This window comes from Wolbachia endosymbiont of Nasonia vitripennis (assembly GCF_048054115.1).
Lineage (GTDB): Bacteria > Pseudomonadota > Alphaproteobacteria > Rickettsiales > Anaplasmataceae > Wolbachia.
In genome coordinates, this window is the sequence record NZ_JAFEVF010000008.1 from 29,738 (window position 1) to 43,902 (window position 14,165).

Annotated in this window: 15 protein-coding genes, 1 tRNA gene, 1 other RNA gene and 3 pseudogenes; 12 read left to right on the top strand and 8 right to left on the bottom strand. The window is 33.9% G+C overall.

Annotation, left to right across the window (positions count from 1 at the left end):
- Positions 1-352 precede the first annotated feature (352 nt).
- Positions 353-484, top strand: coding sequence for a hypothetical protein (locus JR053_RS02230; RefSeq protein ID WP_416603409.1), 132 nt, complete (start codon positions 353-355; stop codon positions 482-484).
- Position 485: 1 nt separating this feature from the next.
- Here the strand turns inward: JR053_RS02230 and JR053_RS02235 are convergent, their stop codons facing one another.
- Entirely contained in the window at positions 486-1,076 is a 591-nt protein-coding gene (locus JR053_RS02235) for a nitroreductase family protein (protein ID WP_010403959.1), read from the bottom strand.
- Between the two features lie 85 nt (positions 1,077-1,161).
- Between JR053_RS02235 and JR053_RS02240 the strand changes: the two genes are divergently transcribed.
- From JR053_RS02240 to petA, 6 genes are all read left to right on the top strand, one after another.
- Positions 1,162-1,689 (top strand): biotin transporter BioY, encoded by a 528-nt coding sequence (locus JR053_RS02240; RefSeq protein WP_010403957.1) that lies wholly within the window; start codon positions 1,162-1,164, stop codon positions 1,687-1,689.
- A complete protein-coding gene (locus JR053_RS02245) occupies positions 1,686-2,084 on the top strand; it encodes a DUF1284 domain-containing protein (protein WP_029237639.1) in 399 nt (132 codons plus the stop codon). Before JR053_RS02240 ends, JR053_RS02245 begins: the two co-directional genes overlap by 4 nt.
- Before the next feature lie 68 nt (positions 2,085-2,152).
- Positions 2,153-3,019 carry a tetratricopeptide repeat protein gene (locus JR053_RS02250; RefSeq protein ID WP_010403952.1) on the top strand — a complete coding sequence of 289 codons (867 nt, stop codon included), beginning with the start codon at positions 2,153-2,155 and terminating at the stop codon, positions 3,017-3,019.
- A gap of 64 nt (positions 3,020-3,083) precedes the next feature.
- Positions 3,084-3,156, top strand: a tRNA-Val gene (locus tag JR053_RS02255).
- A gap of 51 nt (positions 3,157-3,207) precedes the next feature.
- Positions 3,208-5,910, top strand: a complete 2,703-nt coding sequence (gene gyrA / locus JR053_RS02260; RefSeq protein WP_010403949.1) for a DNA topoisomerase (ATP-hydrolyzing) subunit A — start codon at positions 3,208-3,210, stop codon at positions 5,908-5,910.
- A gap of 94 nt (positions 5,911-6,004) precedes the next feature.
- Complete coding sequence (gene petA / locus JR053_RS02265; protein WP_010403947.1) at positions 6,005-6,604, top strand: ubiquinol-cytochrome c reductase iron-sulfur subunit; 600 nt, start codon at positions 6,005-6,007, stop codon at positions 6,602-6,604.
- 327 nt (positions 6,605-6,931) lie between these two features.
- On the opposite strand, the pseudogene JR053_RS02270 reads toward petA, so the two are convergent.
- A pseudogene (locus JR053_RS02270) lies at positions 6,932-7,759 on the bottom strand (IS630 family transposase).
- 80 nt (positions 7,760-7,839) lie between these two features.
- Positions 7,840-8,079, bottom strand: a pseudogene (locus tag JR053_RS02275) (transposase); the annotation flags it as partial.
- 33 nt (positions 8,080-8,112) lie between these two features.
- Here JR053_RS02275 and JR053_RS02280 point away from each other — a divergent pair.
- Positions 8,113-8,403, top strand: coding sequence for a hypothetical protein (locus JR053_RS02280; RefSeq protein WP_416603413.1), 291 nt, complete (start codon positions 8,113-8,115; stop codon positions 8,401-8,403).
- A complete protein-coding gene (locus tag JR053_RS02285; RefSeq protein ID WP_010403901.1) occupies positions 8,400-9,053 on the top strand; it encodes a glutathione S-transferase family protein in 654 nt (217 codons plus the stop codon). The genes JR053_RS02280 and JR053_RS02285 overlap by 4 nt, the downstream gene beginning before the upstream one ends.
- On the opposite strand, the gene JR053_RS02290 is transcribed toward JR053_RS02285, so the two are convergent.
- Positions 9,025-9,702 (bottom strand): O-methyltransferase, encoded by a 678-nt coding sequence (locus JR053_RS02290; protein WP_010403904.1) that lies wholly within the window; start codon positions 9,700-9,702, stop codon positions 9,025-9,027. The genes JR053_RS02285 and JR053_RS02290 overlap by 29 nt on opposite strands.
- Positions 9,703-9,953: 251 nt before the next feature.
- On the opposite strand from JR053_RS02290, the gene JR053_RS02295 reads away from it, so the two are divergent.
- Positions 9,954-10,232 carry a DUF2671 domain-containing protein gene (locus tag JR053_RS02295; protein ID WP_010403908.1) on the top strand — a complete coding sequence of 93 codons (279 nt, stop codon included), beginning with the start codon at positions 9,954-9,956 and terminating at the stop codon, positions 10,230-10,232.
- A gap of 28 nt (positions 10,233-10,260) precedes the next feature.
- Here the strand turns inward: JR053_RS02295 and JR053_RS02300 are convergent, their stop codons facing one another.
- From JR053_RS02300 to ssrS, 3 genes are all read right to left on the bottom strand, one after another.
- Positions 10,261-10,953, bottom strand: a complete 693-nt coding sequence (locus JR053_RS02300) for a thioredoxin domain-containing protein (RefSeq protein WP_010403910.1) — start codon at positions 10,951-10,953, stop codon at positions 10,261-10,263.
- 53 nt (positions 10,954-11,006) lie between these two features.
- The gene (locus JR053_RS02305; protein WP_006013504.1) at positions 11,007-11,468 is read right to left on the bottom strand and encodes a type II toxin-antitoxin system RatA family toxin; all 462 of its coding nucleotides are present in this window, start codon (positions 11,466-11,468) and stop codon (positions 11,007-11,009) included.
- Positions 11,469-11,485: 17 nt separating this feature from the next.
- Positions 11,486-11,647, bottom strand: a non-coding RNA gene (gene ssrS, locus JR053_RS02310) — 6S RNA.
- A 117-nt stretch (positions 11,648-11,764) separates the two neighbouring features.
- Between ssrS and JR053_RS02315 the strand changes: the two genes are divergently transcribed.
- Together JR053_RS02315 and JR053_RS02320 are read left to right on the top strand one after the other, a co-directional pair.
- Positions 11,765-12,349, top strand: coding sequence for an MlaC/ttg2D family ABC transporter substrate-binding protein (locus tag JR053_RS02315; protein ID WP_010403914.1), 585 nt, complete (start codon positions 11,765-11,767; stop codon positions 12,347-12,349).
- Complete coding sequence (locus JR053_RS02320) at positions 12,346-13,644, top strand: bifunctional folylpolyglutamate synthase/dihydrofolate synthase (protein WP_010403916.1); 1,299 nt, start codon at positions 12,346-12,348, stop codon at positions 13,642-13,644. The genes JR053_RS02315 and JR053_RS02320 overlap by 4 nt, the downstream gene beginning before the upstream one ends.
- Here JR053_RS02320 and JR053_RS02325 read toward each other — a convergent pair.
- A pseudogene (locus JR053_RS02325) lies at positions 13,632-14,165 on the bottom strand (molecular chaperone DnaJ); the annotation flags it as partial. The gene JR053_RS02320 and the pseudogene JR053_RS02325 sit on opposite strands and share 13 nt — an antisense overlap.

The following is a 14,165-nucleotide window of genomic DNA, read 5'->3' on the forward strand; positions in this document are numbered from 1 at the left end:
ATCTTACTTTGTTTGCTTGTCAGATCAAGTCTAAACTATTACATACGAGCCTTTTGTTTATACAAATTTAAAACTAAACCAGGGGAAATTTTTCTATCCAGGATATATTTGTTCTGCTGACACAAATAAAACAGAGTACTGGAATAGAAATACACTCAGATCATATATAGAACCTGTCAGTATTTTCCAAAAAAAACATAAAATACCAAGCTATAGAATACTCGTTGGAGAATTTGGTGGACATCGTTCTTCAAAAGGATTAGAGCGCTATTTCCAAGATCTTATTTCTATTTTCAATGAATATAATTGGCACTTTGCTGTTTATGGTTTTCGTGAAGACGTGTGGGACGGTATGGACTATGAACTTGGAAACGAGAAGCTTTCATGGAAAGACTGGCAAGCAATTGAAAAAGGTACAATGAAAAAAAATTACTTACCAGATAATCCTATTTTTAAGGTATTGAGAGAGGGGTGGTCAAAGTAAGTTAACTAGTTTTTGGCCACTCATCATAAAAAAATATTTCTTCTATTGGTCTTCTTTTTTTCTTACTTGTTTCAGCGCCATCTTCTTCGTAACCAACCGCTATCACTGACATTACATTAAAATCATCGGATATGTTGAATTTTTCTACTATTTTATCTCTATCAAATCCACCCATTTGATGAGCCATTAAGTTCATAGCTGCAGCCTGTAGCATAAGTGCATAATTTGCTGCACCAGTATCGTGATTAGCCCAAAAATTTTCACCTTTGTCAGATTTACGGAAATTCTTAGCGCTTAGAGATATAATTAGTATTTGTGCATCTTTTGCCCACTTTTGATTAGATTCATCAAGGCAATTTAGCAGCTTTTCCCATGCGCTTTGATTGTTCTGTTTGTTGCATATTACGTATCTCCAGGGTTCATCACCAAAACATGAGGGAGTCAGCCTTACAGCTTCCATTAAAATATCCATGTCTTCCTGAGATATTGCTCTTGTAGGATCGTATGAACGTCCGCTGTGTCTTGCTTTCATCAACGATAATAGATCTTGTTTACTCATCATTTTTAATTTAATAGTGCATAAATAATTCATTGTAGCACAATATGAGCAAAATTTAAATTGCAAAACCTCTCATACACATATATGACATTTAATAAGTTATTTTTATTGGGAAAGTATGTTTATAACACAATCTAGCAGCAGATCAACACTGGCTGAAATATTGTCTTGCGTTTTACTTTTATTCTTGATGGCTCAAATAAGCATACCATTGCAGCCTGTGCCTATCACATTGCAAACTTTAGGAGTAATGCTTATTGGGCTTAAATTTAACCGCAGAACAGCATTCTATTCTGTGCTTACATATCTATCACTTGGTGCAGCAGGATTGCCTGTTTTTGCGAATTTTTCTGGTGGTTATCACATTTTTCTCGGGCCAACAGGTGGATATTTGATTGGCTGTTTAGTTGCTGTTGTAGTAATGAGCAGAGTAAATGAATTACTGAACTCTAAATATAAATCATTTATGTGTAATTCTTTAAGTTGTCTGGCGGGTACAGTCGTAATCTTTATTTGTGGTATTAGTTGGCTTACTATTTACGTGGGTCTGAAACAAGCAATAATGGTAGGTGTTTTACCATTCATCCTTCCTGGTTTGGTAAAAATTTTTCTACTTGTAGCAGCTTTGCAGTATTTGAAAAAGTGATAAGGTTTCGTCCTCATCATTTTATGTGCACTCTTGCATTTCAAGGGTATGGATATTCTCAGAGCTTTGTAGAAAATTACAAAAAGATAGCAAGTAAAGTAATTAGTGATCCTAATACTAAAATCGAAGTAGTTGATAATCTTGACACTATTTGTAGTGTTTGCCCAAACCAGACTAAACAAGGTAAATGTACCACACAAGCTAAAGTTTTAGAGCTAGATAGAAGGCATATGGAAATTTTAGGAATAAAAATTGGCGAGATTTTGACCTGGAGTAAAGCAGTAAAAAGAATTAGAAAGAAAATGTCTTTAGAGAAATTTGACTACGCATGTGAGGAGTGTAATTGGCAACCATATGGAATGTGTAGAAGTGCTCTTTTAACTCATTCTAAATAGTATCTGCCAATTAATAATATCTTTATTATTATATTAGATAAGTAATTTAGCATTTATGAATTTGTAATGTGTTGCGTATAGTTCAAAGAAATAAGATTTACTGGTTACGCGCTGCAGCCAATGCCACAACACTAGGATCTATGTTTGTCTGCATGTTAATTTGCGTTGTGATTTTATGGAGGTCTTCTGTTACCTATGCTAGTGAAAATTTGGAGATACAGAAGGTCTTTGATAGTGTTGTCAAGCATATAAAAGCTGATAAAAAATATAAAGATCTTGATGTTATCGAGAGAAAAAGTGACAAATTTAATATCAAAATTTCGCAGAATTCTGGCAAGAATTTTGACATATACTCTATTTTAAAAAAAGCAAAAGATTCCTTTGAGTTAGGAGATAGTGAAACAGCTACTTCTCTCCTCAATCAGATTATCGCAAAATTTCCTTATCATGAAAGTGCTTTAATTGGACTAGGGAATATCTATTACGCTAACAAAGAATTTAAAAAAGCTGTAGAGATTTACACAAGACTGTTAAAAGAATATCCTAGCAACCCTTATGTATTAAAGAATTTTCTGACGATAATCTCACAATATGATCCTAATTTAGCATTGAGTGAAATGTTGAAATTGTATGATACACTCAGAAATAGCGCCCCTTTATCAGCAAATTTAGGTTTGATCTATATGAAAAAAGGGGATTACGTAAAAGCTAAAGAATATATGAAAGCAGCAATTTCTTTAGATCAAAACAATATTTTTTATACCTATAATTTAGCTGTTATTCTAGATAAGCTCTCAGATTTTAAAAATGCCACAGCATGTTATTCAAAGTTGTTGAACATGTCAAAAAATGCAAGTGAAAGAATACCTTTATACAAGGTAGCAGCAAGGCTAAAATTTATACAACTCCATAGTGCGCACCCAGCGATTCCATAAGAGTTGCTTGTATCGCTATTTTTGTTTACAACAACAACATTGAACTATAGAATTATATCTAGAGGGGCAATTAGCTCAGCTGGTAGAGCATCTCGTTTACACCGAGGAGGTCGGCAGTTCAAGTCTGTCATTGCCCATTAGCCTAGTTGAATATTAATATTACAATTATTTCAATCAAAGTATAGAAAATGCAAGACAACATAGTACCAGTTTCAATAGTGAAAGAGCTAGAGGATTCTTATCTCTCCTACGCAATGAGTGTGATCATAAGTCGAGCTATACCTGATGTGCGAGATGGATTTAAACCTGTTCATAGGCGCATATTATACGCAATGTCGAGGGCTGGGTTCGATGCCGGTAAACCGTATAAAAAAGCAGCTCGTATAGTCGGGGATGTAATGGGAAAATATCACCCACATGGTGACATGGCTATCTATGACTCCTTGGTCAGGATGGCTCAAGATTTTTCTCTTCTTTTACCACTTATTGATGGGCAAGGTAACTTTGGTTCGATAGATGGAGATCCGCCAGCTTCAATGCGATATACAGAAGCAAGGCTCCACAGAGTGTCGCATTTTTTACTAAATGATATTGACGAAGATACAGTTGATTTTAGGCCAAACTATGATGGAAATGAAACAGAGCCTGTTGTACTGCCTGCAGAATTTCCGAATCTATTGGTAAATGGTGCAAGCGGTGTTGCAGTTGGTATGGCAACCAATATTCCTTCTCACAACCTTGGAGAAATAATAGATGCTTGTATGTTATATATAGATAATCCTGAAGTTACTTTGGATGAGTTACTTGAAGTGATGCCAGGACCGGATTTCCCAACTGGGGGAACGATTCTTGGAAGGTCTGGAATAAGATCAGCATTTGCAACGGGTCGTGGATCAATTGTTGTGCAAGGCAAGACTCACATGGAAGACCTGTCACAAGATAGGCAAGCAATAGTGATTGATGAAATACCTTACCAGGTAAATAAAGTAAAATTAATTGAGAAGATAGGTGAGCTTGTAAAAGAAAAAAGAATTGATGGCATAACAGAAATTAGGGATGAATCTGATAAGTCTGGTATTAGGGTAGTAATTGACCTCAGAAGAAATGCTGAAGCAAGTTTTATACTTAATCAAATATTGGGACTAACTCCACTAAGAAGTAGTTTTAGTGTTAACACTTTAGTCCTCAACAACAACAGGCCTGCTTTGATGTCGTTGAAAGAAATTATAGCTGCTTTTATTGATTTTAGAAAAGAAGTATTAATCAGGAGAACAGAGTTTCGTCTAAGAAAAACGAGGGAAAAAGCTCATATATATATAGGGCTCTACATTGCGGTCTTGAGCATAGATGAAGTGATAAAAATCATCCGTGGTGCAAAAGATCCTGCGGAAGCAAGTAGAGAACTTTTAAATAAAGAATGGAAAACTTCAGCTGAGATAAACACAATTATTGGATTAATCTCAGACAGCACAAGCTTTTTGAAAGACGGAGTGTATAGATTAACTGAGCTGCAAACGAAAGCTATTCTTGACATGAAATTGCAACGTTTAACAGGCCTTGAAAAAGACAAATTAGAAGCTGAGCTAAGTTCAATGATCAACCTGATAAAAGAATATATCGCTTTTCTTGGCTCAGGAGAGAAGTTGATGAAAGAAATAAAAAACAATCTACAAGAAATAAAGAACAGATTTACTGTGCCGCGAAAAACTTCAATAGAGGAATCAGATACGGACATTGAAGCTGAAGATCTAATTCCACAAGAGGATATGGTGATAACCGTAACTATGAATGGTTATATCAAGCGTGTGAAGCTTTCTCATTATAGAACTCAGCGTCGTGGTGGAAAAGGAAAGCTAGGACAAGGATTAAAAGAAGAGGATGTAACCACAAAATTATTTGTTGGGAATACCCACACTAGCCTTTTATTCTTTTCTAATATTGGCCGAGTTTATAGATTAAAAGTTTATAAGTTACCTATTGCAGAGCCAACTGCACGTGGAAGAGCACTTGTTAATATATTCCCGCTTAGCGATGGTGAAACTATAACTAATATAATGCCATTACCAAGTGAAAATGACGAAAATCAAAACATAGTTTTTGCTACTGCTCATGGGAACATAAGGCGCAACTCTTTAGCAGATTTTCACTATATTCCAAGCAATGGAAAAATAGCAATCAAGCTCGATGAAGGAGATAAGTTAATATCAGTTAAAGTATGCAATGAAATTGATCATGTTTTTCTTTCAACAAGATTCGGCAAAAGTATCAGATTTGTTGTAAGTGATGTGCGTCAATTTAAAAGTCGCAATTCAGATGGCGTAAGAGGTATCAAACTTGCAAAGAATGACAGCGTGATATCTATGACCATATTAAATGGGATAGGTGTAGCAACAGAAACAAAAGAACTTTACTTAAAAGTTCCACTTGCAAAAAGACTGGGGACTGCAATTAATAACTCCATTGATTCTAAATTGGAAAAGACTTTGAATGATTTAGGAATAGATAACAAACTGTTCTTAAAACTTGCAATGAATGAGGAGTTCATATTAACTATTACTGAAAATGGCTTTGGTAAAAGAACTTCTGCGTACGAGTATAGGGTAACAAATAGAGGTGGTGTTGGTATTACAAATATCCTTACTACCGACAGAAACGGTAATGTTGTTGCTAGCTTTCCAGTTGAACAGGGTGATAATATCATGCTTATTACAGATAAAGGAAAGTTAATTCGTATTTCAGTAAATGATATCAGAATTGCAGGACGTAGCACTCAAGGAGTCACTCTGTTTAAAACAGAGAGTAGAGAAAAGGTGGTGTCAGTAGCGAAAATTGAGGATCCCGATTCCACTGAAGATAGTATTTCCGAAATTGACAACTCTGTTTCTTCTTAACTGTATAGCAAAGGTTAAACAAATAGTGCAAATTTCTATTGATTAATCTATAATATTTAAATTAAAATATATGTCTATGTTCAAGTAGAGATTGATGGATAAGAAGTTAACTAAAAATAAAAAATCATTGACGAATGAGAAGAATAAAAAAACATCTATTGTTAAAGATTTTGCCAAAAATAAGAGTAGAAGAGATTTTATCACATTAACTACGTGTGCCATGGCAGGTATAGGAGCTGCAAGCGGTCTTTGGCCATTGGTTAAGTCTATGAATCCTTCTGCTGAGGTTTTAGCGATGTCTACGGTTGAGGTTAATCTATCTGATATTCAAGAAGGACAAGGAAAAAAGGTAAAATGGCAAGGTAAGCCAGTATTTATCCGCAAGCGCACAAAACAAGAGATTGAGGCTGCAAGAGCCATAAATGCAGAAAATTTGAGAGATCCTGAATCAGATGAAAAAAGAGTATACAAAGGAAAAGATGAATGGTTAATTATGATTGGAATATGCACCCATCTTGGATGTGTACCAGTTGATCACGCTACAAAAGACGGCAACGGTTGGTTCTGCCCTTGTCACGGTTCATATTATGACACATCAGGCCGAGTAATTGGCGGTCCTGCACCAAAGAACATGGCTATACCTGACTACTTTTTTCCAAGTGAAAATATTGTAGTAATTGGCAAGAAGGCTTAACGGATTTTCATAATTAAAGTAATAAAAGTATATTGCATTTCAAGAAGCACACTGACTTCATAGGCAAAGCTCTTGAAGTCTATCAAGCTAATTTTATACTATGCACATATTCGGGTGATAATTAAGAAACTTGCCTGCCAAATTTTCAGAGTTGACAGCTAAATTTAAAACTTGTTCCTTTGCGTCAGAAAAATTCTGACTAACTTGCTTAAAGTTATTTTCTAACTCTTCGAGGATGGAGCTGAAATTAAAAAAACTTTTCTGCATTTTATCAAGATTTTGAGTTATATAGCTTAATATAGCTCTTTTCATAATAGTCCGAAAAGCTTATAGAAAAGCGGAATCAACAGCATGACGAAAAGATGTGAATAGAGGGATGTTTTTCCTAGCTCTGTTTTTTATAGCAAACCAATGATGCTCAATTTTGTTAAAATCGGGAGAATAAGGCGGTAGATATAAAATTTCTGCGCCAACTCCTTTAGCAAATCTTATTAGACTTATGAAAAGTAGCATTATCAAGGATAACAGTTTGTCCAGGTTTCAAAATCGGTGTCAGAAACTGCTCAAACCATTTATTAAAGATATCCATATTACAGTGGCCTTCAAATGTTAACGGAACAACTATTTTTCTGCCGTTTAAGGCTGCAATCATACTGATTCGTTGAATTTTTTTACCAGATTTTAGAGCATAAAACCTCTGTCCCTTCTGGCAATATCCATAACTCGGTGTTATCAATGCCAGACTCATCTATATAAACTAAGTTTTGAGGTTCTTTTGTTGCTATAATTTTCAAAAATTCAGCGCGTTTTTCTTCGTTTCTTTCTTTATATCCGTAGGTCTTTTTTTTCTTGTGAATCCTATATTTTTAAGTGCTCGATGAATTATTTGTCTACTAATATTGCCCCAGCATCTCTGACTGAGTTTTGCCACCTTGCTCATTTGCAAATTCGGCAAATGCATTCCAGTCGGTAATTTTATGCCACGCTTCCAGGCTTTTTTGACTGAAAATCTCCCGTTTTCTCACGTCTTTTCTTCCACTCATATAAAGTTGTTTTTCCGATCTTAAATCTCTTGGCAACAGTTTCTCCACTCTCTCCTTCATCCAATGCTTCCATTACCTTTTTTCTTAAGTCATAACTATATGCTACTGGCATCCTTACCTTCCACTACTATCAATCCATATCTTACTCTTTTTGGACTATTATGAGAAGGGCTATACTGACAAAATTCATTTTTGTTGCAAATACCCTTTTATAAACCCGACTGTTTGTCTTAAACCAATTCTAAAGAAACTGACGATTATATGCACTAAAATCACAACTTTATCACTATAAATATAGTTGCCGCCCTGCATTTTTGGACAATTCTCGTACCAATTTTCTATGGCGTCATTGATATAACAAAAAATGCTTCCTCTTTCTTGGAGAAATTTGTTATATTCATGGCAGTTACTGACTCTCATTTTTTGTGGCATATTTTTTCTTCAACAGTTAAATGGCTATTTATAATGAATTTTGTCAGTAACTGCCAGTTCTTTTCACTTGAGCGATGCAACAAAGCCATCCCAGTGTCAATCACTGAAATGACACCCTTCCGGTGGGGATTGCTCTCAGACTACAATGTTCGTACAGTTGTACTGGGATTCAAGTATAAAAATATTTGGAAATTATACAATGGACAATGGATTCTAGGAGTATATGTTAAAAGTAATGTCCATAATGAAATAAGCTGGATTCCAATGTCACGTACTGGAATGACAACATATAGGTATTGGAATAACAAAAGAGGAATATTATGATTTTATATCATTTTCCTCTTTGTCCGTTTTCACGAAAAGTTAGAGCTCTTCTCAAGGAAAAAAAGCTGAGTTGTGATTTGGTATATGAAAATCCATGGGAAAAGCGGAATGAATTCATGGAGATCAATCCAATCGGACAAGTACCAGTATTAATAGATAATAACTTTGTAATAGCGGATAGTAATGCCATTTGTGAATATATAGAAGAGACTTACAATAGCGACGTCAAATTACTTGGTTCATCCACTATTATTAAGTCTAAAATACGCGCTTTAATCAATTGGTTCGATAGCAAATTTTACAATGAAGTTACTAAGTATATTATGAATGAAAAAGTAATTACTAACCGCAGCCCTGACTCTAGATTTCTTCATGCAGCTCAGAATAACCTGCCTTGCCATATGGAATACATCGAACACTTAATTAACAAGAACGTTTGGCTTGCAACCGATAAGTTCACTTTAGCCGATATTACTTTAGCATCACATATTTCTATAATAGACTACGTAAATAGTTTCCCATGGGAAAAAAGTAAGATTTTAAAAGAATGGTACTCCATTGTTAAATCAAGGCCTTGTTTTCGCGAAATATTATTAGAGAGAGTTTTTGGCTTAACTCCCCCTAGACATTACGCTGACCTTGATTTTTAACTTGCGTGAGTTTTAAAGCTACAGTCATTCCTTCGTCAGTAGGAATCAATATGGAGAAATATTTTTTTTCATCTGACAATCTATCGTTAAACTCTCTCATAGCATGCCATGACTTTTCTGATACTTCTTTTGGAGGAGATTCTAAAAATACTGTATCAAATAATAGAGTGTTATCTGCAACGATTAGCCCATCTTGTTTAATGTATGACCCTGCCCAATCTAAATACTTAGGATAACTACTTTTGTCAGCATCGATGAATATCATGTCAAATGGTGCCTTTGCTGATAATTCATTAATTTTTTCCAGTGCATCACCTTCTATTAGAGTAATTTTATCACTTAGATTAAAAGCACTAAAATTTTTTTTTGCTATTCTTGAGTGTTGAGGATTATTTTCTATTGTATATATATGACCATCTTTCGGTAAAGCTTTTACCATACAAATTGACGAATAACCATATAACGTGCCAATTTCAACTATGCTTTTAACTTTATGGATTTTGATAAATAAATTTAATAATTTTCCTTCTTCAGGAGTGATTTGAATACGTTGTTTCTTATCAAGAGTACAATGTTCTTCTATTTTTTTATACTCTTTTGCAAATAAGCTTCTTATGTACAACGATTTTCTGCTAAAGTTATGACGCATTAAGTTTTATAATATAAACTAAGGAGGTTTAATCTATATAAGATTTATAAATATAACAATAGAGTTAAGAATAATAAAATTTTTTTATTTTAAGTTGTTATTTTATAAAGTAAAATTTTAAGTGACAAAGATTATTATATATTTTACTATGGTTAACTAGTATAATAACCAATTGTTATACTAGAATTAAGGGATCGTTTATTTACATCTCTCTTAAAATGTAATTTTTATAATCAATTAGAGGGGGTTATATGTCTTATAACATTGCTAACGAAGTTGAAACGTTAAGCAAGAAATCTAATAATAATGAAGGAGTCAAATTACTGCACAATCCAGCTTATCGCGAGAAGTACAAAGAACGCTTTAACGAAGCTCAGAAAAAAGTTATGGATATGGTCCAATTTTATGATGGAACGATAGTATTAATAGAGAATAAAATTGCTATGTATTATTATGCTTGGCACAGTAAAAAAAGAGAGTTTGAGCGTAAAAAGCAACAAACAGTATCAAAAAATACTGATTCAGCATAGGGTTTTTATATGGTAAGCTAAAGTGTTATTACTTCACTATAGCTTTTCCATATAACTCATCTATTACATTAGTGAAATATTCCAGCTCTCTATATCCTTCATGTTTGATTTTACCATTCTCTACGTATGATTTGTCATCGTTAAGCTTGATGATGAATACAGGAGTAGCTGTGATATCAAGTTTATTAATTGCAAGTGATTTATCATTTATAATTTTGTCCATCATCTTTTTATCATTAATGCATTGGTTAAATACATCTTGCTTCAAATTGCTTAGTGCAGCAATTTTTTGTAGTATAGTTAAATCACTAAAATTAGAGTAGTTCCACGAGTCTATTGCATTAAACACAGCTTTGTTAAAATTAAAATAGTCTTCTTCTTTTTCATAGCAATAACTTAGCATTGCAGCTTTTAATCCTCTGTAATCTAGAGGAAAATGACGGAATATGTATAACATCTTACCTGTATCTATGTACTTCTCTTTGATTTTAGGAAAAACTTTCTTATGAAAAAGAGAACAGTGATAACAAGTGAGCGAAGCATATTCTATCATTAAAATTGGTGCTTTTGGATCACCTAATAATTTATCATCAGGCAGTAGTGACAGTAGTTCTTTTGATGTTATTTCATCAGTTTTTTGAGTGTTGGGTAAGTTTTGTTCAATAGCTGCATAAGAACTAACACTTATAAAAATAAGTAAGAACAATAATCTAAAAATCATTACAATGGAAACACTTAACTTATTAAAGAATTTATGCATTTATATAAATAATGTCAAGATAACTTTTTCTCGGCAACACTTTCTACTCTGTCTTTAAATGCAGCAATTATTTTACTTTGTGTGTATTTATAAACTGAGTTTAATAAGGCGGAAAACAAATTGGATTTAAATTCAAACTTTATATAGAACTCTACCATAGTTTTACTTTCATCTATAGGAGTGAATTTCCATTCGTTGTATAAATGTTTAAATATTCCATTTGACGACACAGCTTTTATCCAACTTTTATTTGCTCCATTTGGAGAAAGAAAGGTCACTTCTGATGTGTAACTTCCTTTAATGCCATGAAAAGCTGCAAGGAGATCCACAATCATTTGGCTATCAGTTTTTTCTTTTATATAAACAGCTTTGCACCAAGGAACAAAATCAGGATACTTCTCAACGTCAATTACAACTTGAAATATCTCATGAGATGAACAGAAAAAAACACCTTGTTCTTTATATTGGTGTAACATAAACCTAAATAATGGAAAAGGGATCCATATCTACCGTCAGTCTTAGTAGATTCCTGAGACCTAAAGTTAAGGTGGGCATCACGTACTAATTTCAATGAAATTAACAGAGGCAATTCCCTTGATCAGAAATTATCGCTCGGGAAATTTAACTTAACTCATAACGCATAGCACAGACCCCTAAATTAATTATAGATTATTTATATAGAGTATGTCTATAGATATATTAAAACTAGCGATCATTATTTTGCCTTTGTTAAATTTTGCATTTTAAGTATCATAGCTAATAAATATATCTTATGAATCTTATTAAGTTCTTAACCATTTTTATTGTAATCTCCTCAAGTGCTTACGCGAATTGTATAGGGCACAAAACTTTTGTGCTTGCCATGAAGCAGCAAGTAGACAACACGTCTATGAAAGGGAATAGAAAAAATCTAGAACATGTACAAGAAGAACTTCTGAAAATTATTCAGAATAATGTTGACCTCAAAGGAATATCTCGATTTGTCATAGGGAAATATTGGAATTTATCTACTCAGAAAGAAAAAGAAGAGTTTCTAAAAGAATATGAAGTATATCTCGCGCGCTTGTGCGCTAAAATTTTGTATAAATACATAAATAATAGTGAAATGATCATAATGAGTACAAAAGCAGTTGACGATGAAACTTGTCTGATAGGAACAAGATTTTCTTATGGTGATGAGGAATTTACAAACATTGACTTTAAAGTGACTAAAAGTGACAATTCTTTCTTAATAAACGATGTTGTAATGAGTGGGATAAGTATTGCTATTAATCAACGTTCTCAATTTAGTGAAAAAATCGACACGCACGGCATGGCAAGTGTAATAGATGAATTAAAATGTAACAATAATCTATGATATACATGCCTCATTGGCCTAAGCCGCTTGGCAGTAGACCAAAGGATTTTTCTCTTGATCGCATAAAAAGCTCTCTCAATAGATTAGGCAATCCTGAGAAAAAAATACCGCCAATAATTCACATAGCTGGCACTAATGGCAAAGGATCGACACTATCATTTATAAGATATATAATGCAAGCAGCAGGGTATAAAGTTCATACCTACACTTCTCCACATTTAGTGAATTTTAATGAGAGAATAGTTATTGCAGGCAATGATATCGATGATAGTGAATTACATAACTCACTAGAAGAATGCCGTATAGCAGTCGCAGAACAACCCATCACTCTATTTGAAGCCGCAACGACTGCAGCCTTCTTAGCTTTTTCTCGTCATAAAGCTGATATTACTTTAGTTGAAGTGGGTCTGGGTGGAAGGCTTGATGCAACAAATGTTATAGATAATCCAATTCTAACGATCATCACTTCAATTGCCCTTGACCATACAGAATATCTTGGTCCTACCGTAGAAACCATAGCAGGTGAAAAGGCTGGAATAATGAAACCTAATGTTCCTTGCGTAATAGCACCACAAGAAAAATCTATAATGAACACGCTAGAGCATCATGCAATAAATAAGAAATCTCCTCTGTATAGAGGAGGACTTGAATGGAATTGCGAAAAACAGAATAACAGAATGGTCTTTCAATCGGCTATTCAATCAATAGAATTTTCTTTGCCATCTTTAAAGGGTGAACACCAAATAATCAATGCAGGAAACGCCATTGCAGCATGTAGCATTTTGAGTGGAAAATATGGATTTGATATTGGAGAAGAGGACATTGCTTCAGGTTTACAGAGCACTTATTGGCCTGCGCGGCTAGAGTCTATAAAAGAAGGTAATTTAATTTCTTTATTACCAAAAGATTGGCAATTATTTCTAGATGGTGCACACAACAATGATGGTGCCAGAGTGTTAGCTAGGTGGGTAAAAGACAATTTTGCTGAAGGTGTTTATATGATCTTTGGTGTCACTCGTAACAGAAACGTCGCAGAGTTCTTAGAGCACTTAAAGCCATACATCAAACTACTATGCGCCGTTTGTGTTAAATCTGAACCTAAAGCAACAAGTACAGATTTAATCAGAGAAGGAGCTAATAATATAGGAGTAAATGCTATTGAATGTGAATCAATCGGTGATGCAATATCAAATCACATACTAAAAGCCTCTATTCAAAACGTCAAAACCATACTAATTTGTGGCTCGTTATTTTTAGCCAGAGATTTGAGTATGGAGAATAATCAACCTACTTGATGAGCCGAGACGTTAAAAGCACCATCAGGATTTACAATGCTGCTTGGCTTTTCGGTTGATGCTCCTATAGGTACATTTTGTTCATCACCTATTCCTTCAGTTTTTACAAGATTTACAACTTTTCTCTCGTAGATTTCACTTGCTAAGTGTAGTAATAAACTACAACCTAGTAATGCAGCAAATCCGATGAGTATTTTACTGTTTAAGCAACTAGATTGGTACTGTAACACCAAACCTGCTATTAATAAAATAGGAGGGAGATAACTCGAACATTGGGAAGTAAAAATGAAATATTTAAATCTTTTACTTTTTAATATTTCTTCCCATCTCTCTTCTTGATCTAAATTTTCACCTTGTTCCCGTTGAGAATTTTGCAAATCTACAATTTCTTTCATTAAAGGTGATATCAAATAAATAGATAAGAAAAAAGTTGTAACAAATGTTATTAGGCTCGCACTAAACAAAATGCCAGGTGTATGTAATAGTTTAGACTTGATCTGACAAGCAAACAAAGTAAGATA

Excerpts from the sequence above, each read along its gene's own strand:
- JR053_RS02305 (WP_006013504.1), bottom strand. The coding sequence starts at position 11,468 with ATGTTACACCAATATAAAGAACAAGGTGTTTTTTTCTGTTCATCTCAT.
- JR053_RS02230 (WP_416603409.1), top strand. The coding sequence starts at position 353 with ATGGACTATGAACTTGGAAACGAGAAGCTTTCATGGAAAGACTGGCAA.
- JR053_RS02300 (WP_010403910.1), bottom strand. The coding sequence starts at position 10,953 with ATGATTTTTAGATTATTGTTCTTACTTATTTTTATAAGTGTTAGTTCT.
- JR053_RS02315 (WP_010403914.1), top strand. The coding sequence starts at position 11,765 with ATGAATCTTATTAAGTTCTTAACCATTTTTATTGTAATCTCCTCAAGT.
- JR053_RS02240 (WP_010403957.1), top strand. The coding sequence starts at position 1,162 with ATGTTTATAACACAATCTAGCAGCAGATCAACACTGGCTGAAATATTG.
- gyrA (WP_010403949.1), top strand. The coding sequence starts at position 3,208 with ATGCAAGACAACATAGTACCAGTTTCAATAGTGAAAGAGCTAGAGGAT.
- JR053_RS02235 (WP_010403959.1), bottom strand. The coding sequence starts at position 1,076 with ATGAATTATTTATGCACTATTAAATTAAAAATGATGAGTAAACAAGAT.
- JR053_RS02280 (WP_416603413.1), top strand. The coding sequence starts at position 8,113 with ATGAATTTTGTCAGTAACTGCCAGTTCTTTTCACTTGAGCGATGCAAC.
- JR053_RS02290 (WP_010403904.1), bottom strand. The coding sequence starts at position 9,702 with ATGCGTCATAACTTTAGCAGAAAATCGTTGTACATAAGAAGCTTATTT.
- JR053_RS02295 (WP_010403908.1), top strand. The coding sequence starts at position 9,954 with ATGTCTTATAACATTGCTAACGAAGTTGAAACGTTAAGCAAGAAATCT.
- JR053_RS02320 (WP_010403916.1), top strand. The coding sequence starts at position 12,346 with ATGATATACATGCCTCATTGGCCTAAGCCGCTTGGCAGTAGACCAAAG.
- petA (WP_010403947.1), top strand. The coding sequence starts at position 6,005 with ATGGATAAGAAGTTAACTAAAAATAAAAAATCATTGACGAATGAGAAG.
- JR053_RS02285 (WP_010403901.1), top strand. The coding sequence starts at position 8,400 with ATGATTTTATATCATTTTCCTCTTTGTCCGTTTTCACGAAAAGTTAGA.